Annotated in this window: 12 protein-coding genes; 9 read left to right on the forward strand and 3 right to left on the reverse strand. The window is 51.9% G+C overall.

Going from position 1 to position 18,973, the window contains the following annotated elements; all coding sequences use genetic code 11:
• Positions 1 to 94: 94 nt before the first annotated feature.
• From aceE to lpdA, 3 genes are all read left to right on the forward strand, one after another.
• A complete protein-coding gene (gene aceE, locus A8F97_RS22740) occupies positions 95 to 2,758 on the forward strand; it encodes a pyruvate dehydrogenase (acetyl-transferring), homodimeric type (protein WP_014701403.1) in 2,664 nt (887 codons plus the stop codon).
• Positions 2,759 to 2,772: 14 nt separating this feature from the next.
• Positions 2,773 to 4,650: a pyruvate dehydrogenase complex dihydrolipoyllysine-residue acetyltransferase gene (gene aceF, locus A8F97_RS22745; protein ID WP_033072145.1), complete on the forward strand. Its 1,878-nt coding sequence runs from the start codon at positions 2,773 to 2,775 to the stop codon at positions 4,648 to 4,650.
• A 332-nt stretch (positions 4,651 to 4,982) separates the two neighbouring features.
• The gene (gene lpdA, locus A8F97_RS22750) at positions 4,983 to 6,407 is read left to right on the forward strand and encodes a dihydrolipoyl dehydrogenase (protein WP_014701401.1); all 1,425 of its coding nucleotides are present in this window, start codon (positions 4,983 to 4,985) and stop codon (positions 6,405 to 6,407) included.
• Positions 6,408 to 6,467: 60 nt separating this feature from the next.
• On the opposite strand, the gene A8F97_RS22755 is transcribed toward lpdA, so the two are convergent.
• Positions 6,468 to 7,364 carry a LysR family transcriptional regulator gene (locus tag A8F97_RS22755; RefSeq protein WP_033072144.1) on the reverse strand — a complete coding sequence of 299 codons (897 nt, stop codon included), beginning with the start codon at positions 7,362 to 7,364 and terminating at the stop codon, positions 6,468 to 6,470.
• A gap of 118 nt (positions 7,365 to 7,482) precedes the next feature.
• Between A8F97_RS22755 and A8F97_RS22760 the strand changes: the two genes are divergently transcribed.
• From A8F97_RS22760 to A8F97_RS22780, 5 genes are all read left to right on the forward strand, one after another.
• Positions 7,483 to 8,676 (forward strand): serine hydrolase domain-containing protein, encoded by a 1,194-nt coding sequence (locus A8F97_RS22760; protein WP_033072143.1) that lies wholly within the window; start codon positions 7,483 to 7,485, stop codon positions 8,674 to 8,676.
• Complete coding sequence (locus A8F97_RS22765) at positions 8,673 to 9,857, forward strand: MFS transporter (protein WP_198340230.1); 1,185 nt, start codon at positions 8,673 to 8,675, stop codon at positions 9,855 to 9,857. The genes A8F97_RS22760 and A8F97_RS22765 overlap by 4 nt, the downstream gene beginning before the upstream one ends.
• A 198-nt stretch (positions 9,858 to 10,055) precedes the next feature.
• Entirely contained in the window at positions 10,056 to 10,679 is a 624-nt protein-coding gene (locus tag A8F97_RS22770; RefSeq protein ID WP_015731223.1) for a hypothetical protein, read from the forward strand.
• A gap of 166 nt (positions 10,680 to 10,845) precedes the next feature.
• The gene (locus tag A8F97_RS22775; RefSeq protein WP_033072281.1) at positions 10,846 to 12,024 is read left to right on the forward strand and encodes a dienelactone hydrolase family protein; all 1,179 of its coding nucleotides are present in this window, start codon (positions 10,846 to 10,848) and stop codon (positions 12,022 to 12,024) included.
• A gap of 113 nt (positions 12,025 to 12,137) precedes the next feature.
• A complete protein-coding gene (locus A8F97_RS22780) occupies positions 12,138 to 13,844 on the forward strand; it encodes a hypothetical protein (RefSeq protein WP_033072142.1) in 1,707 nt (568 codons plus the stop codon).
• A gap of 108 nt (positions 13,845 to 13,952) precedes the next feature.
• Here A8F97_RS22780 and A8F97_RS22785 read toward each other — a convergent pair whose 3' ends face one another.
• Positions 13,953 to 15,281: an MmgE/PrpD family protein gene (locus tag A8F97_RS22785; RefSeq protein WP_014701395.1), complete on the reverse strand. Its 1,329-nt coding sequence runs from the start codon at positions 15,279 to 15,281 to the stop codon at positions 13,953 to 13,955.
• 107 nt (positions 15,282 to 15,388) lie between these two features.
• Positions 15,389 to 16,372, reverse strand: a complete 984-nt coding sequence (locus A8F97_RS22790) for a helix-turn-helix transcriptional regulator (RefSeq protein ID WP_033072280.1) — start codon at positions 16,370 to 16,372, stop codon at positions 15,389 to 15,391.
• Between the two features lie 208 nt (positions 16,373 to 16,580).
• Between A8F97_RS22790 and A8F97_RS22795 the strand changes: the two genes are divergently transcribed.
• Positions 16,581 to 18,896: a TonB-dependent siderophore receptor gene (locus tag A8F97_RS22795; RefSeq protein WP_033072141.1), complete on the forward strand. Its 2,316-nt coding sequence runs from the start codon at positions 16,581 to 16,583 to the stop codon at positions 18,894 to 18,896.
• The last annotated feature ends 77 nt before the right edge of the window (positions 18,897 to 18,973 follow it).

Here is an 18,973-nt window from a genome sequence, read left to right on the forward strand (position 1 = left end):
GTCTTCGTGCATTTTGCTTAGGGTAAAACCTAAACCAGAATGCAGGAAGACAGGCTCCAACAAACTAACTTATTAGAGAAGATAAGGAATAACCATGTCAGATCGTTTAAATAATGACGTGGATCCGATCGAAACCCGCGACTGGCTGCAGGCGATCGAATCGGTCATCCGTGAAGAGGGTGTTGAGCGCGCTCAGTTCCTGATAGATCAGGTCCTGAGTGAAGCACGTAAAGGCGGCGTCAGTGTTGCTGCTGGTCTGGCTGCGCGTCAATACGTCAACACCATCGCTGTGGAAGACGAACCGGAATACCCAGGTGACCTGGATCTGGAAAGCCGTATTCGCTCAGCGATTCGCTGGAACGCAATAATGACAGTGTCGCGTGCCTCGAAAAAAGATCTGGATCTGGGCGGCCACATGGCTTCTTTCCAGTCTTCCGCCACATTCTACGAAGTGTGTTTCAACCACTTCTTCCGTGCTCGCAATGCGCAGGACGGCGGCGACCTGGTGTACTTCCAGGGCCATATTTCTCCGGGCGTTTACGCTCGTGCCTTCCTTGAAGGCCGTCTGACTGAAGATCAGATGAACAACTTCCGCCAGGAAGTTCACGGTAACGGTCTGTCTTCTTATCCGCATCCTAAATTGATGCCGGAATTCTGGCAGTTCCCGACTGTTTCTATGGGGCTGGGCCCGATTGGCTCGATCTACCAAGCTAAGTTCCTGAAATATCTGGAACACCGTGGCCTGAAAGATACCTCTAAGCAAACCGTTTATGCCTTCCTGGGCGACGGTGAAATGGACGAACCAGAATCCAAAGGTGCGATCACCATCGCGACCCGTGAAAAACTGGACAACCTGGTCTTCGTTATCAACTGTAACCTGCAACGTCTGGATGGCCCAGTAACCGGTAATGGCAAGATCATTAACGAACTGGAAGGTATTTTCAGTGGTGCTGGCTGGGATGTTATCAAGGTTATCTGGGGCGGACGTTGGGACGAACTGCTGCGTAAAGATACCAGCGGTAAACTGATCCAACTGATGAACGAAACCGTTGACGGTGACTACCAGACGTTCAAATCCAAAAACGGTGCCTATGTGCGTGAGCACTTCTTCGGTAAATATCCGGAGACGGCTGCACTGGTTAAAGACTGGACCGACGATCAAATTTGGGCACTGAACCGTGGTGGTCACGATCCGAAGAAAGTCTACGCTGCACTGAAAAAAGCACAGGAAACCAAGGGCAAACCAACCGTTATCCTGGCGCATACCATTAAAGGTTATGGTATGGGCGACGCGGCTGAAGGTAAAAACATCGCTCACCAGGTTAAGAAAATTAACATGGACGGCGTGCGTTACTTCCGCGATCGTTTCAACGTGCCAGTTAGCGATGAAAATATCGAGAAACTGCCGTACATCACCTTTGATAAAGATTCCGCAGAGTACAAATACCTGCATGAGCGTCGTCAGGCACTGGAAGGCTACCTGCCAACCCGTCAGCCTAAATTCAGCGAAAAGCTGGAACTGCCAACGCTGGAAGATTTCCGCACGCTGCTGGAAGAGCAGAATAAAGAAATCTCCACCACAATCGCTTTCGTTCGTGCTCTGAACGTGATGCTGAAGAACCCGTCTATCAAAGATCGTCTGGTTCCGATCATTGCCGACGAAGCGCGTACTTTCGGTATGGAAGGTCTGTTCCGTCAGATCGGTATTTACAGCCCGAATGGCCAGCAGTACACCCCGCAGGACCGTGAGCAGGTTGCTTACTACAAAGAAGACGAAAAAGGCCAGATCCTGCAAGAAGGGATCAACGAACTGGGCGCAGGTTCTTCCTGGCTGGCGGCGGCAACGTCTTACAGCACCAACGATCTGCCGATGATCCCGTTCTACATCTACTACTCCATGTTCGGTTTCCAGCGTATCGGCGATCTGTGCTGGGCAGCGGGTGACCAACAGGCGCGTGGCTTCCTGGTCGGTGGTACTTCTGGTCGTACTACGCTGAACGGTGAAGGTCTGCAACACGAAGATGGCCATAGCCATATTCAGTCTCTGACTATCCCGAACTGTATTTCTTACGATCCGTCCTACGCTTATGAAGTGGCTGTCATCATGCATGACGGTCTGAACCGTATGTACGGCGAAGCGCAAGAAAACATTTACTACTACATCACCACGCTGAACGAAAACTACCACATGCCTGCGATGCCGCAGGGTGCGGAAGAAGGTATCCGTAAGGGTATCTATAAGCTGGAAACGGTTGATGGTAACAAAGGTAAAGTTCAGTTGCTGGGTTCTGGTTCTATCCTGCGTCACGTGCGTGAAGCGGCTCAGATTCTGGCGAAAGACTACGGCATTGGTTCTGACGTATTCAGCGTAACCTCCTTCACTGAACTGGCACGCGAAGGCCAGGATTGTGAGCGTTGGAATATGCTGCATCCAACCGAAGCGCCGCGTGTACCTTACGTGGCTCAAGTACTGAGCGATGCGCCAGCGGTTGCATCTACTGACTACATGAAGCTGTTTGCTGAGCAAATCCGTAACTTCATCCCGGCTAGCGATTACCGCGTACTGGGTACTGACGGTTTCGGTCGTTCTGACAGCCGTGAAAACCTGCGCCACCACTTCGAAGTGGATGCGTCTTACGTCGTGGTTGCGGCTCTGGGTGAACTGGCTAAACGCGGTGAAATCGATAAGAAAGTGGTTGCTGATGCCATCACTAAATTCAACATCGATGCAGATAAAGTTAACCCGCGTCTGGCATAAGAGGTAAAGATTACATGGCTATCGAAATCAACGTACCGGACATCGGTGCAGATGAAGTTGAAGTCACCGAAGTGCTGGTGAAGGTGGGCGACAAAGTTGAAGCTGAACAGTCGCTGATCACGGTTGAAGGTGATAAGGCTTCTATGGAAGTCCCTTCTCCGCAGGCTGGTGTCATTAAAGAGATTAAAGTCTCTGTTGGTGACAAAGTTGAAACTGGCAAACTGATCATGATTTTCGATTCCGCCGACGGTGCAGTTGACGCTGCACCTGCCAAGGCAGAAGAGAAGAAAGAAGCCGCTCCGGCTGCTGCACCAGTGGCCTCCGCAGCGAAAGAAGTCAACGTGCCGGATATCGGCGGTGACGAAGTCGAAGTGACCGAAGTGCTGGTTAAAGTGGGCGACACCGTTGCTGCTGAACAATCTCTGATCACTGTAGAAGGCGACAAGGCTTCTATGGAAGTTCCGGCACCTTTCGCGGGTACGGTTAAAGAGATCAAAATCAGCACTGGCGACAAAGTCTCCACTGGTTCTTTGATCATGGTCTTCGAAGTGGCTGGCAGTGCGCCTGCAGCCTCTGCAGCGAAAGCTGAATCGGCACCTGCTCCAGCAGCCTCTGCGGCGAAAGAAGTCAACGTACCGGATATCGGCGGCGACGAAGTTGAAGTGACGGAAGTGATGGTTAAAGTTGGCGATAAAATCGCGGCTGAGCAATCACTGATCACCGTTGAAGGCGACAAGGCTTCGATGGAAGTCCCTGCGCCGTTCGCAGGTACGGTTAAAGAAATCAAAATCAGCACCGGTGACAAAGTTAAAACCGGTTCACTGATTATGGTCTTCGAAGTAGAAGGTGCTGCGCCTGCTGCGGCTCCGGCTGCCAAGCAAGAAGCGGTTGCTGCACCAGCTCCGGCGGCAAAACCTGCCGCACCGGCAGCGAAGGCTGAAGGCAAGAGCGATTTCGCAGAGAATGACGCTTACGTTCACGCGACGCCGGTTATCCGTCGTCTGGCACGTGAATTCGGCGTAAATCTGGCGAAAGTGAAGGGTTCTGGTCGTAAAGGCCGTATCCTGCGCGAAGACGTTCAGGCTTATGTGAAAGATGCCGTGAAACGCGCTGAGTCTGCACCAGTAGCTGCCGCTGGCGGCGGTCTGCCAGGCATGCTGCCATGGCCGAAAGTCGATTTCAGCAAGTTTGGTGAAATTGAAGAAGTCGAATTGGGTCGTATCCAGAAAATTTCTGGTGCTAACCTGAGCCGTAACTGGGTGATGATCCCGCACGTTACGCACTTCGATAAAACCGACATCACTGAACTGGAAGCGTTCCGCAAACAGCAGAACGTGGAAGCTGAGAAGCGTAGACTGGACGTGAAGATCACCCCAGTTGTCTTCATCATGAAAGCCGTTGCTGCTGCCCTTGAGCAAATGCCACGTTTCAACAGTTCACTGTCTGAAGATGCTCAACGTCTGACGCTGAAGAAATACATCAACATCGGTGTTGCGGTTGATACGCCGAATGGTCTGGTGGTTCCTGTGTTCAAAGACGTGAACAAGAAAGGCATCGTCGAACTGTCTCGCGAACTGATGGCGATCTCCAAGAAAGCCCGTGACGGTAAGCTGACCGCAGGCGAAATGCAGGGTGGATGCTTCACTATCTCCAGCCTGGGCGGTATCGGGACTACGCACTTTGCGCCGATCGTTAACGCGCCTGAAGTCGCTATTCTTGGCGTGTCTAAGTCTGCGATGGAACCGGTCTGGAATGGTAAAGAGTTCACGCCGCGTCTGATGATGCCGATGTCTCTGTCCTTCGACCACCGTGTCATTGACGGTGCTGATGGGGCTCGCTTCATTACCATCATTAACAACACGTTGTCTGACATCCGCCGTCTGGTGATGTAATCGAAAAGCCGGCCTGACGGCCGGCTTTTTTCTGATAAGCTGTTATTTGTTATAGCTGTCAGTGATCAAGGACAAATCGTTAGTCGCTTGTTGTTTCAAAATTGTTAACGATTTTGTAAACTACAGCGGCAAAGACACGTCCCGGTGGAAGAGGGCGTTATTAAAAATACACCCTATGGATTTCGGGTGGCAGGAAGGCGGCAAGGGGCTGAATCTCCGGGAGCTTACTCAAGTAAGTGACTGGAGTGAAGACACGATGCTAACGCACCTGCCACTTGAAAGACGACGGGTGTGACGTCACAGACCCGCCGGAAATCAATTAAGAGGTCATGATGAGTACTGAAATTAAAGCTCAGGTAGTGGTACTTGGTGCCGGCCCCGCGGGTTACTCTGCTGCATTCCGCGCGGCGGATTTGGGTCTGGAAACCGTACTGGTAGAGCGCTACTCCACGCTGGGTGGGGTGTGTCTGAATGTCGGTTGTATTCCTTCCAAAGCTCTGTTGCACGTTGCTAAAGTCATTGAAGAAGCTAAAGCACTGGCGGAACACGGTATCGTGTTCGGTGAACCTAAAACCGACATTGATAAAATCCGTCTGTGGAAAGAAAAAGTTATCACCCAACTGACCAGTGGTCTGGCGGGTATGGCAAAAGGCCGTAAAGTTAAAGTGGTTAACGGTCTCGGTAAATTTACCGGTGCTAACACACTGGAAGTTGACGGTGAAAACGGCAAAACGACGATCAGCTTCGATAACGCGATTATTGCTGCGGGTTCACGTCCGATCCAACTGCCTTTCATTCCTCATAATGATCCGCGTGTATGGGATTCTACCGATGCGCTGGAGCTGAAAAACGTCCCAGGACGTCTGTTGGTGATGGGCGGCGGTATCATCGGTCTGGAAATGGGTACCGTTTACCATGCTCTGGGTTCACAGATTGACGTTGTTGAAATGTTCGATCAGGTGATTCCAGCGGCTGACAAAGACGTTGTCAAAGTCTTCACCAAACGTATCAGCAAGCAATTCAATCTGATGCTGGAAACCAAAGTGACGGCTGTAGAAGCCAAAGAAGACGGCATCTATGTGACGATGGAAGGCAAAAAAGCGCCAGCCGAGCCACAGCGCTACGATGCAGTTCTGGTTGCTATTGGTCGTGTACCGAACGGTAAAAATCTGGATGCAGGCAAAGCGGGCGTGGAAGTTGACGATCGCGGCTTTATCCACGTGGATAAGCAAATGCGCACTAACGTGCCGCACATCTACGCTATCGGTGACATCGTCGGTCAGCCAATGCTGGCGCACAAAGGTGTGCATGAAGGCCACGTTGCTGCTGAAGTGATCTCTGGTAAGAAACACTACTTCGATCCGAAAGTGATTCCTTCTATCGCCTATACCGAACCGGAAGTGGCGTGGGTTGGTCTGACCGAGAAAGAAGCGAAAGAGAAAGGCATCAGCTACGAAACCGCGACCTTCCCATGGGCGGCATCTGGCCGTGCCATCGCGTCTGACTGTGCTGACGGTATGACCAAACTGATTTTCGACAAAGAAACTCACCGTGTTATTGGTGGTGCGATTGTCGGGACTAACGGTGGTGAACTGTTAGGCGAAATCGGTCTGGCGATCGAAATGGGTTGTGATGCAGAAGATATCGCACTGACTATCCATGCGCACCCAACGCTGCATGAGTCTGTTGGTCTGGCTGCTGAAATCTTTGAAGGTAGCATCACTGACCTGCCGAACCCGAAAGCGAAGAAGAAGTAAGTTCTCTCAGGTTCGCATAGCGTGAATTCAATCCGGCACCGTAAAGGTGCCGGATTTTTTTTACCCGTTAGATGAGGGAAACACCCGCGCACAGAGGAAATCCACCAGTGCTCGCACTTTTGGCGACGGGTGTTTGCTCGCGGGCCACAATACATGTAGGACGCCACTGCGTTCCACATAGTCGTTCAGGATCGGCTGTAGCAACCCCTTGGCCAGCAGTTCGCGGATAGAGAAATCCGGCAGGTAGGCAATGCCCAGCCCTTGTAGTGCAAAACAGACGCGCGTTTCAATGTTGTTGCAGATCATCGATGTGGGCAATGGCAACTCTGGTCCGTTGGGAGCAAGCCGCAGCGCCCACGGTTCCAGCTTGCCGCTATTAGGAAAGCGATAGTGCAGACAGGCGTGCTGCATCAGGTCGGCAGGTGTCTTGGGCGTTCCGCGCCGAGCAAGGTAGTCTGGCGATGCCACCAGCAGAAAACCGAAGGTGCCCAGTCTGCGAGCAGTGAGCCGTGAGTCAACGGGGTTGCCTGTCCGCACCACGGCATCGAACCCTTCTTCAATGACATCGACCATTCGATCGGTGAAGTCCAGATCCAATTCGATTTCGGGGTACTCGCGCATGAACTCGCCGAGTACGGGGAGCACCAGTGAGCTAACCAATGGCAGGCTTACCCGCAGGCGTCCGCGCGGTACGGCATTGGTTTGCGACAGTTCCAACTCTGCCGCCTCGATTTCGGCCAGGATACGTCGGCTACGCGCCAGAAACAGTGAGCCTTCAGCCGTCAGTGTGATGCTGCGTGTACTGCGATGAAACAGCCTCACTCCGAGTTTTTCTTCGAGCCGTGCGACACTTTTACCTACCGCAGATGCTGACACGCCCAGTAATCGACCCGCAGCAACGAAACTACGCGTTTCGGCTACCTGCACAAACACCACAAAGCCATTCAGGCTGTCCATATTCACTCTCACTATTGCGGATAGTTTGTTCCGTATATCGAGGAACTGTAGCCTACTTTTTCTTTAATTGCCGATTTTCTATCGTAACGGGAACGCTCATTGATGAAAGGAACATGTCGTGATAACTCCCGTATTTCCCCTGTGTACCGATGTGCCGCCAGCGCATTGCTCTGCCCGAATTCAGTCCGTCGTCCAACAGGCATTGGACGAGCAGCGTTTGGTTGGTTCCGTCGTGCTGGTAGCGCGCAACGGCGAATTGATTTATCAGCAGGCTGCCGGATGGGCTGACCGGGAGCGTGCTCGCCCGATGGCGCTGGACGCCATTTTCCGGTTGGCTTCGGTAAGCAAGCCCATCGTCTCCGTGGCAGCGCTGGCGCTTGTGGCGCAAGGTCGGCTCGATCTGGATGAGGATATTACTCGCTGGATACCAACGTTCCAGCCCCGACTGCCCGATGGTTGTCCAGCACGCATTACCGTGCGACAACTGCTCAGCCACACCGCAGGGTTAGGCTATCGTTTTTTCGAGGATCATGCGGATGGCTCCTACGCGCGAGCGGGGATTTCAGACGGTATGGATGCCTCCGGTATCAGTCTGGATGAGAACCTGCGTCGCATCGCCAGCGTTCCACTGCAATACGTGCCGGGAACAGCCTGGGGCTATTCGTTGGCAACAGACGTGCTGGGCGCTTTGATTGAACGCATTTACGGTACATCACTGGATGAGGCGGTCCATCAACTGGTAACCGAACCGTTGGGCATGTGGGATACGGGCTTTGTGGTTCGTGATCCTCTGCGCCTGACTACCGCTTATGTGAACGACACCCCGCAGCCGCATCGCCTGACTGAAGGTGAAGTCGTTTCTCCTTTTGAAGGGGCGATTGGTATTGCGTACAGCCCCGCTCGTATCTTTGATACACAGGCTTTTCCGTCAGGTGGTGCTGGCATGGCGGGAAGTGCGTGGGATCTGTTGCGCCTGCTGGAAGCTTTGCGTAAAGGGGAGGGTGTACCGCTGCCTGATGTGCTGATCGAGGAGATGGGACGCGATCAGATACCGGGTCTGGCATTGCCAAATGCACCGGGCTGCGGCTTCGGCCTCGGTTTCTCGGTTCTACGCGATCCGCAGTTAGCCGAATCACCGGAATCATCAGGCACCTGGCGCTGGGGCGGTGCTTACGGTCATTCATGGTTTGTTGATCGAACACAAGGTTTGAGCGTGGTGGCTTTCACCAACACGATGTACGAGGGGATGTCGGGGCGCTTCGTCACCGATCTGCGTGATGCGGTGTATGGCGCGTTGGAGACAGTACAATGACCGCCTCAATGACGGATACACGTCGTGATAGCTTACCCATTGCCTCATTGCTGGCGTTAGCCACCGCGGCCTTCATCACTATCCTGACCGAAGCGCTGCCTGCGGGGTTGTTGCCACAAATGGCGCAAGGTCTGGCGGTGTCTGAAGCCTGGGTCGGGCAAACCGTCACTATCTATGCTATAGGTTCTCTGGTGGCCGCGATCCCGCTGACCGCCGCGACGCAAGGTGTGCGTCGTCGCCAGTTGCTGCTGGCAGCTATCGCAGGTTTTGTTGTCGCCAATACGGTTACGGCGTTTTCCGGCAGCTATCTGCTGACGATGACGGCGCGTTTTTTGGCCGGCGTTTCTGCCGGGTTGCTATGGGCGTTACTGGCAGGCTATGCGGCGCGTATGGTGCCTGAGCATCAGAAGGGGCGGGCTATTGCGATAGCGATGGTAGGCACGCCATTAGCACTGTCGCTCGGCGTGCCCGCGGGCACCTTTCTTGGCAATCTAATCGGTTGGCGAATGTGCTTCGGTATGATGAGCGGTTTGGCCGTCATACTCATGTTGTGGGTGCGCGTACAGGTGCCTGATTTTGCCGGACAGCCGGCAGGCAAGCGGCAGTCTCTGGGGACGGTGTTCATTGTGGCAGGTGTGCGTCCGGTGCTGTGTGTGGTGTTGGCCTTCGTGCTGGCGCATAACATTCTCTATACCTATATTGCACCGTTTCTCGCGGTGGCAGGTATGGTTACACAGACTAGCCTGGTGCTATTGGTATTCGGCATCACATCACTGTTCGGCATCGGGATCATCGGCGTGTTGATTGACCGCCATTTACGAGCTTTGACGCTTGCCTGCTCGGCATTGTTCTGCCTGTCAGCACTGGCGCTTGGCGTGGCAGGTGATGTACAGGCGGTGGTCTATACGGCAGTGGCCATCTGGGGACTTGCCTTCGGCGGCGCGGCGACATTGTTCCAAACGGCTGTTGTCAGAACGGCTGGAGAGGGAGCCGATGTGGCACAGTCTATGTTGGTCACGGTCTGGAACATGGCTATCGCCGGGGGCGGTATTATCGGTGGTGTTCTGTTGGAGCGTCTCGGCGTTGCCGCATTCTCTCCGGTACTGTTGGTGCTGTTATTGATTGCGCTCGTTGTGGTGTGGCCTGCCAGACAACACGGTTTCCCTGCGACACGGCGGTAAGGTGCCGGATTTTTTGCTCACGTGAGTCCGCGATGAACTAACCTATTTCCCCGTTTCGCCTGACCGTAATGTTTATGGGGAGCGCCACGGCGTAAATTGACTAAAATGTGCATGATGTTTGGTATTATAGTCCCCAACGACGAGCAACAGGCTATGCTTACAATGTCACCAGTACTCAACGATAGCGGGAGTTTTGATATGGCGATTCTTCCAATGTCATATAGCCCCGCCACTATGGCGCGGGAATATCGGAAAATTGGCGAAACGAGTGTGAATGGTCGCGCGGTGGATATTTATATCCATAATGAGCGACATCATGCCGTTGCCATATATGGAGAGCCTGATGATGTTAACGGGGATTTACGGCATGTTGTCGTCGCAAAGATTGACTTGAAATCTCGTCACAGCAACGACGAAACCGAGACTATTTTGGCTGTCATTGGTTATTACGAAAACCAGCAACTGGTAGATGACAACCTTGCTCAGGTTGAAGGTGTGATCGTCACTAAACGTGAACGAAACGCCAATGTCGCCAGCGCCATGTATAAGGCGCTCATTAATGACGGCATCGTGCTGGTGAGTGATAACGTTCAATTCCCCGGTGGGAAAGCGCTGTGGGCACGTATGGCGCGTAAAGAGGTGGGTATTCAGGTATTTGTATTCGACTCAGAACAGCGGGCTTTCTGGCCGTATGACGGAGAACGAATCCGATATGATGGTTGCAGTATTCCCGAAGGCGATATCTGGAGCCTTGCACCGAATGAATCGCGAAAAGGTGTGGTGTTGGTGGCTGAACGCAAACGAGATGAATCAGTAGCCTGATGTCGTTTTGCTCCTACTGTTACAATTAATCATAATCTGGCACCGTAAAGGTGCCGGATTTTTTGCCTGCGGCTTCGCAGAATGCGCCTTCCATCCGTTTATTTTTAGCTGCGTCAATTACAATCAAACCTCAAAAAAGAAACGATGTTTTGTTTTTGAGGTTATGATGAATCTGAATACCTTACGCTCCTCCGTCTGGTTACTGGCTGCGTTGCTAGCCAGCCCTTCACTGATGGCGAACGATATGATCCCTCACTCTCAAATAGCGGCGGGGCAGGCGGTGACGGATGAAGGGCTGCCTTCATTTTATCCGCAGCTTAAGCAGCAGATGACCTACTCGGATTCCTGGCTATCGGGAAACTTTACGGATTTTAGCCAGTGGCAATCCCAGGCGAGAAAAACGCTGCGTTCGCTGCTTCTGACGCCAGACTCGACTAAAGACTTTGTGCCGCAGGTGATTGAAAAACAGGATCGCGGCAGCTACACGGCAGAGAAAGTTGCCTTCAATCTTACCGATGAAAGCCGTGTGGATGCACTGCTCCTGACGCCAAAAAGCGCGGGGCCACACCCGGCGGTGATCTTGCTGCATGACCACGGTGCCAAGTTTGATATCGGCAAAGAGAAGATGATTAAGCCGTGGGGCAATGACGAACAGCTCGCTTCTGCACAGGCGTGGGCCGATAAGTTCTTCACCGGTCGCTTTGTGGGAGATGAACTGGCGAAGCGGGGCTATGTGGTACTGGCCGTAGATGCGCTAGGTTGGGGATCGCGCGGGCCGATCAAATATGAGCAGCAGCAGGCGCTGGCGAGTAATTTCTTTAATCTCGGGCGCTCGCTTGCCGGTCTGATGGCTTACGAAGATATGCGGGCGACGGATTTTCTGGCTTCGCTTGAGCTGGTTGATAAACAGCGTATTGGCGTCGTGGGGTTCTCGATGGGTGCCTATCGTGCCTGGCAGCTCGCCGCGCTGTCCGATAAAGTGGCGGCAACGGCAGCGGTGTCCTGGATTGGCACATACGACGGCCTGATGACGCCGGGCAATAATGTGCTCAGAGGCCAGTCGGCATTCTATATGCTGCATCCAGGGCAACCGACACGCTTTGATTTCCCCGATGTGGCGAGTGTCGCTGCGCCAAAACCGATGCTGTTGTTTAACGGCGGCAAAGACAAACTGTTCCCGACGAAATCGGTTGAGGATGCTTACGCCAAAATGCATGAGGTGTGGCAATCCCAACGGGCGGACAACAAGCTGCAAACCAAGATCTGGCCTGAACTGGGACACGTTTTCTATCAGGAACAGCAGGAAGAAGTTTTTAGCTTTCTGGATCAATGGCTAAAACCCTAGCCGGCAGTGACTGAATTATAATAGGTTTTTTGGTAACATCAGATTACTGATGCATTATTCGCCTCTGCGTGCTGTAGCATTCAGGGGCTTTTTAATTTTACAGGGATGAGGTGATGAAGAAATATCTGGGCATTATCATGACGGTGCTATGGCTGTCGGGTTGTAATGGCGAAGAAACACTTAGCGAGGGGAAATATCTGGTTGAGGATGTTCGCGTTGTGTTTGATAACAGTAAAAGTCCTGAAGCGAATAAAAACAGAGATGAGCTTCAGGAACATATTACGCAAGGTCTTAAACACATTAAAAACGACATCTATTTTAATCTGACACCAACGCAGGTGAGCTACTACAGTGTGGATGGCGAACATACTGAGGACATAAAAGAGAACCGAGTACAGGTAAATGGTTCGTGGCATACGCTAAAAATTACCGGGAAAAACACGGTTCAGTTCGTATCGGATAAAAGTGCTGCCTGTGCATTTTATTACTGTGAAATCACCATGGTCTTGAAAAAGGCGGAAACGCAGTCCCCCGATTTACTCAAAATCCAGCAGCGTTTTGACGATCTCAGAAAAGCCTATCAGGCGTGGCTTCTTGAAGAGAAAGAAACATTTAACCGTGCACCGATGGACGATTTCCCCGGTATCCCTTTTTATCCTGAAGACGACTTTACGATTAAGCTGCCGTTTGCTATGTCCGACAAGCTGAGTTTGTGGGAGCACGGGACTTATGTGCGCAGAATGGGACGTCTGCTTATCGATCGGGAAAATAAAGACACGCAGATCTATTCCTATCGGGATAAGCAGAATAAAACTGACTTTGACCTGTTTACCGTGAGTGCGGCAAAAGAGGATTTTAATCTCGTATCGTGGCTGGAAGGGCAAAAGGGCGTGTTGTTCCAGTCGGAAAATGGCGCGGCATACGATAATCAACAAGGCACATTGGAAGCGGTCTATTTTCAATATGATGAGGCTAAGCAGCGCTACTTTATCGGGTTAGCGAATGCTGAAGATACCGAATCGCTAGCCAAGGCATTTGCCGTACTGCGTACGATGGATGAACGCTATCGTGGCGAAAAAGCGCTGTCGATGTACGATCTGGCATTATCTCCGCAGGCGTTGGAAGCGAAGTATGGTGTAAAGATCGCTGATACATTTAATATCGCAGAAATGCATCAGCAAATATGGAAAGACATAAATAAGAATCTGGAAAAGCCCGAACGTTTTATCGATCGGGGAATGAAACGTATACGGATAAGGTTCCCGTCAGAAGTCTTTACGTATGACATTTATTTTCAGGTCTCTCCCCAGTCAATTCCTGAGCTTATGGCTGAAACTAAGGAAATTGTGCCTGAAGGTAAACAGGTGGATGACGTCTTTATATATGGTGATAGCGCATTTGTCGGCTATGAATATGACGTGCATGTTGGAAATGGGCTCATATTGCAATTTTTGGTGCCGAAGGACTCAGGAACGCCGCTGGAACGGTTAATGTTTCTGCATGTGTTACGGCAGCTTGATATGACACATTTCCCCATGATTCCTGAGCAAGAGGGAAAAAACCTGTCTAAGTATGAGCGTGCGCCACTTTTCGGCTCTAACCTTGATAATCGTTATTTCAAAGTCAAAGAAGGTCTTATCGACGGCGCTGGCAATCTGATTATTGCTAATCCTGCTGATGGCTATTTTAAGTTTGAATACCGTTCTCCCCATATACTGGCGACCCGTTATAAATCAGAGGGGGATGATCGTTATTCCAGGGTTCCTGGCGTGACGGTATTTGATGAAAAAGGGAAGTTGATTTCCCATCAGGCAGAGTGAGTCGATCTGACGGTATGGTTGTTGTCGATAATAGCGCTGCCGATAATGGTAGTTATCGACAGCAACGAGCATCCCGTTAAAGTCGGTGTTTTGTTAAAACTAGCATTGTTAAAATAACAGCCCAAGCAAATAGCGTAGATCGCCTGCTTGCCGTAATGCACAACGATCGGCGATCTGGTTACTGTCGAGATGCGCCAGAGAGCCGATAGTTTGCTGCAATTTGGCCCGCAGATCGGTGGGACGTGCTGAGGTTTCCTGACGCGTGGTGCGCTGGATTAGCGCGCTGCCGTCACGCAAATGCAGCGTAACTTCGTGAAAACGCGCTTCCGGATCAAGCTCATCAGGTGGGGCGGTTTCATCGGCGGAGCGTATGACGCGCTTCGCCAGCGCTGCGATCGCTGTTTCAACCGGGGCTTCCGAAAAGTGCGCCAGCTTTAGCTCCCCTTCAATCAGCGCAGCCGCAATGACATATTCCAGACTGAACCGTGCCTCTACGCCGTTTGTCGCGTTACGGATAAAGGGAGCAACATCGCCACCCGGTGGGAAGGTCACGGTGATACGTTCGATGGCGTCGGCCAAATTGGCGTTCGCGCCGTTCTGCTTATGCCACAGCTCCCGTAACGCAAACGCGGCTTCAGCGGCGCTGTGGGTTCCGCCACAGGTCGGGTAGCGTTTGAATTCTAAACCGGGAGAAAGAATACGCCATGGCGCTCCCCAGTTTTCCACCAGCAGTTCCGGCTGTTGTTTTTGATCGCCATGCGCGGTAAGAAATGCTTCAACCACCCGTTGCGTGTTGCCTTCGAAGCCCGCTAACCCCAGTTTAACGGCCGTCAATCCTGCTCTGGCGGCAAGTCCGGCGTGTAGCGGTTTGACCGCTGAACCAAACTGTGCCCGCAACCCGGCGGCTTGGGTAGCCGCAAGGCCAAGAATAATTTGTGTCTGTGCTACCGATGCATCAACCAGACGTGCAGCCGCAGCAGCGGCGGCGATAGCCCCGAGCGTGGCCGTGTTGTGGTAACCGAGGCTGTAATGACGCGGGCCGCATGCCAGCCCGATTCTGCCAGCGGCTTCTACGCCGATCGCATAGGCTGTCAAAAATGCGTCTTCCGTAACGGATGCGTCTTCTGCTGCAAGGGAAAACAGCGCAGGCAGAATGACGGTGCTGGGGTGGCCGCGAAATGCAGGGTGATAATCGTCAAAGTCCAGTACGTGGCCGGTATAACCCAAAATCAGGCTACGCGTCAGACTATCCGTGCCGCTGAATACCTGCTTTAACGGCGCGAGGCCACTATCGACAAGTGCGCCTTGTGCGATCGGAAGTGCGGTGGAGATGAAGTCAGTTACCCCTTCACGGGCGGCATTAATCGCGTCTTGGTTCGGCTCGCTATGGATAATGTAGTGGGCAAGCGTTGCGGTGATATCAGTCTGATTGGTCATGAGCGGTCAGGTATCTTGGTAGAAAACACTAATTTACTGCGCGTTTTTGAATAGTGATTAATAACTAAACGGAATAATAAATTCCATTTAGTTATTAATGGGGGGAATCAGAAACGGTCTTTTAGCTGGCCAGGTGTAATGCCAAACGCACGGCGCAGCGCGGTGGCAAAATTGGCAGGGCTATTGTAGCCGGCGATGCTGGCGGCCTGCGCAATACCGATACCGTCTTTCTGCAAAGCTAGCATGGCGCGCTGCAAACGACAGTTACGCAGGTATTCAAAAACGCTCATATTGAACGCCTGACGAAAATGGCGCTGTAGCGTACTTTCACTCATGTTGACGCTTTTGGCTATTTCACTCATCGAAAGGTGGTCGGCGCTGCCGCTTTCCAGCATATCTCGAATCTGTTGAATACGATGGTAGCCGCGTAAGGTAACACCGCTGCTTTTCTCCTGCGCCAAGCTGGCAGTCAGTGAGGTAAACGCTTCGATAATCAAGCTCATGCACTGCATTTCCAGGTAAAGGCGCTGGAGCGGCGTTTGGCAAGGCTCAGCATCCAGCGTTTGTAAGGCTATTGCCTGCGCCTGCCGGGACGGTGTCCACAAGTGTGTCGCAAGGTGGGTTTGGGTGAAATCGTGGATGGCCTGCCAGTCACCGACGGTGTCCATCATATTGCCGTACAGCCATTCTCTGTCGAACGTCAGAGTAATGGTTCTCTCATATTCATCACGCTTGCCGATGCGGGTAAACATCGTCGGTTCCGTCAGCGAAATCAGCGAGGCTGGCTGGCTCTCTCCCAGATGCAGTTCCTGATGGGCAAATGAAATATGCGCATTGCCGCTCACTACGATGGCGAGCTTGATCGCGCCATCCAGCAGGTTTTGGGTTTTCATGTTGTGACGATTAATCACATCAGCGGTATGCAGGATCAGATGCGGATTGAGCTGCACGACGGTGAACGAACCGAATAACACGGCTGTGTTATCGATCAGCCGAGGGCCGATAAAACGGTAATGATTCGCGACCAGACTCGATTGCTGAACGATGTGATCTTTATAGATCGGCTTTGATGACTGAGTGAAGCTGCGCACGTGATTACCTACCTGATTAAACCCTTCGACCTGCGCCTTCCATTTTGATGCTTTGGCAAAACATTTTGCTGCTAGAGCAAACCCCGTCCTGAATGACAAATGTAACAATGACCGCGCCAAAATGGTAATGCAAATACTTCTCAATAGCATTTTTCGTTGAGGAGGTCACATTGCACGATTTCATATCTTACAGGGCAGGATGATTTTGATGAAACTACCACAATCGCGCCATTATTTGGCGACGCTCATTGGCGTTAGCTGCGGGATGACGTCGTTTTTGAATGCGGCGCAAGCCTCGACCGTTCCTTCAACAGAATCTGCCCCTCTGGTGCAGAATCAGACCGAAAGTAAAACGTCGGGCGATACGATGGTAGTCACGGCTGCAGAGCAAATCCGTCAGGCTCCCGGTGTATCGGTGATTACGGCTGAGGATATCAGCAAACGTCCACCTGCTAACGATCTGTCAGAACTGATTCGTACCATGCCGGGCGTTAATCTGTCCGGTAACTCAACCAGTGGCTCACGTGGCAATAACCGCCAGATCGATATCCGCGGCATGGGGCCAGAAAACACGCTGATTTTGGTGGATGGCAAACCTGTTTCGAGCCGTGCGGCTGTGCGTTACGGCTGGCGCGGCGAGCGTGACACCCGTGGTGACACCAACTGGGTGCCTGCGGACATGGTGGAGCGCATTGAAGTGCTGCGTGGCCCGGCTGCCGCGCGCTATGGTAACGGTGCTGCGGGCGGTGTGGTTAACATCATCACCAAACAGCCGACGCAAGAATGGCACGGTGCATGGAATAGCTACATGAGTTTCCCTGAAGATAAGGCTGATGGTGCCACTAAACGTACCAATTTTAACTTAATGGGAGGTCTAACCGACACGCTTAGCCTTCGCTTATATGGTAATTATAATAAAACACAGGCAGATGCTTGGAATATCAACGATGGGCATCAGATAACTCCGTTATCAACGGCGGTACCGGCTGGCCGTGAAGGCGTTCGTAACAAAGATATCAATGCATTGCTGCGTTGGACATTTATGCCGAAACAAACGTTGGAGTTTGAAACTGGTTTTAGCCGTCAGGGCAACATCTATGCGGGCGATACTGAGAATAACAATGGTAAAGCGGATACCCAGGCTCTTTACGGTCAGGAAACCAACCGTATGTATCGGCAGAAGTATGCGATAACTCACCGCGGCTATTGGGATAGTGGCATAAGTACGCTGTCTTATCTGCAATATGAAGCTACTCGTAATGCACGAATTTTCGAGCCTTTAGCGGGGGGCCCTGCAGGTCGTCCAACAGGAAACTATCAGTCGACCATTAAACTGGATGCTTATACGGCACACAGCGAAGTCAATGTTCCATTTGAGGCATGGTTTAGTCAAACCGCCACCATTGGCATGGAGTGGGTGGAACAAAAGATGCACGATCCGTCTTCAAATACACAACCTACCACTGAAGCTGGTAGTGTCGGCTCCATTGCTGATACTCATCGTAGCGAGAATATTTCTGCTCGTATCGCTTCTGTTTTTGCAGAAGATAATATCGAATTAACTGATAGCACTATGCTGACACCAGCACTGCGCCTAGATCATCATAATATCGTTGGTACCAACTGGAGTCCATCGCTGAACTTGTCGCAGCAGTTGGGAGACGATTTTACCCTGAAGATGGGGATTGCTCGTGCTTACAAAGCGCCGAACCTCTATCAACTTAACCCCAACTATCTGCTGTATAGCCGTGGCAATGGTTGTTATGGTGCAGGCGCCTGCTATCTGATGGGGAATAACAATCTTGATGCGGAAACCAGTGTCAACAAAGAGATTGGTATTGAGTTCAAGCGAGATGGGTACCAGGCGGGGGTTACTTATTTCCGCAATGATTACCGTAATAAAATTGAGTCGGGTATCCACAAAATCGGCAACGCGGTAGGAGGAAGTAATAAAGATTATCGCAATGCGAATGTCTATCAGTGGGAAAATGTGCCTAAAGCGTTGGTAGAGGGGCTGGAAGGGTCGTTGGCTATTCCGGTCACCGAGACAATAAGCTGGAACAATAATATTACATGGATGCTGCGTTCCGAAAACAAAACAACGGGTGATTACCTATCAATCACACCGGAGTTTACGCTCAATTCTTCCGTGAGCTGGCAGGCAACAGACGAGCTATCCGTTTTGGCGAACATGACCTGGTACGGGCGCCAGAAGCCGAAGAAATATAACTATCAAGGTAAAGCAGTGGGATCTATACCGTTGACTGCGGCTTACGATACCCATGAGGTTAGTCCTTATGCGATCTTTGGTTTGAGTTCAACTTACGAGGTGAATAAAAACCTGAGTATCACTGGTGGGGTGGAAAATTTGTTCGACAAGCGCCAATATCGGGCAGGGAATGCTCAGTCGCTGACTGCGACCAACTCTGCGGGTGTAACCAGCATAACGTCCTACGGCGCAGGTGCGGCAACCTATAACGAACCGGGACGGGCTTTCTTTGTCAGCGTGAAGACGTCGTTCTAAACCGTAGACCCGTCATACTGAGTCGCAAACGCCACGGGAAATCCTGTGGCGTTTTTTATAACGTGCCATCCCAGGCT

This window comes from Pectobacterium parmentieri, assembly GCF_001742145.1.
Taxonomy (GTDB): Bacteria; Pseudomonadota; Gammaproteobacteria; order Enterobacterales; family Enterobacteriaceae; genus Pectobacterium; species Pectobacterium parmentieri.

Excerpts from the sequence above, each read along its gene's own strand:
- aceE (WP_014701403.1), top strand. The coding sequence starts at position 95 with ATGTCAGATCGTTTAAATAATGACGTGGATCCGATCGAAACCCGCGAC.
- aceF (WP_033072145.1), top strand. The coding sequence starts at position 2,773 with ATGGCTATCGAAATCAACGTACCGGACATCGGTGCAGATGAAGTTGAA.
- lpdA (WP_014701401.1), top strand. The coding sequence starts at position 4,983 with ATGAGTACTGAAATTAAAGCTCAGGTAGTGGTACTTGGTGCCGGCCCC.
- A8F97_RS22755 (WP_033072144.1), bottom strand. The coding sequence starts at position 7,364 with ATGGACAGCCTGAATGGCTTTGTGGTGTTTGTGCAGGTAGCCGAAACG.
- A8F97_RS22765 (WP_198340230.1), top strand. The coding sequence starts at position 8,673 with ATGACCGCCTCAATGACGGATACACGTCGTGATAGCTTACCCATTGCC.
- A8F97_RS22770 (WP_015731223.1), top strand. The coding sequence starts at position 10,056 with ATGGCGATTCTTCCAATGTCATATAGCCCCGCCACTATGGCGCGGGAA.
- A8F97_RS22775 (WP_033072281.1), top strand. The coding sequence starts at position 10,846 with ATGAATCTGAATACCTTACGCTCCTCCGTCTGGTTACTGGCTGCGTTG.
- A8F97_RS22780 (WP_033072142.1), top strand. The coding sequence starts at position 12,138 with ATGAAGAAATATCTGGGCATTATCATGACGGTGCTATGGCTGTCGGGT.
- A8F97_RS22785 (WP_014701395.1), bottom strand. The coding sequence starts at position 15,281 with ATGACCAATCAGACTGATATCACCGCAACGCTTGCCCACTACATTATC.
- A8F97_RS22795 (WP_033072141.1), top strand. The coding sequence starts at position 16,581 with ATGAAACTACCACAATCGCGCCATTATTTGGCGACGCTCATTGGCGTT.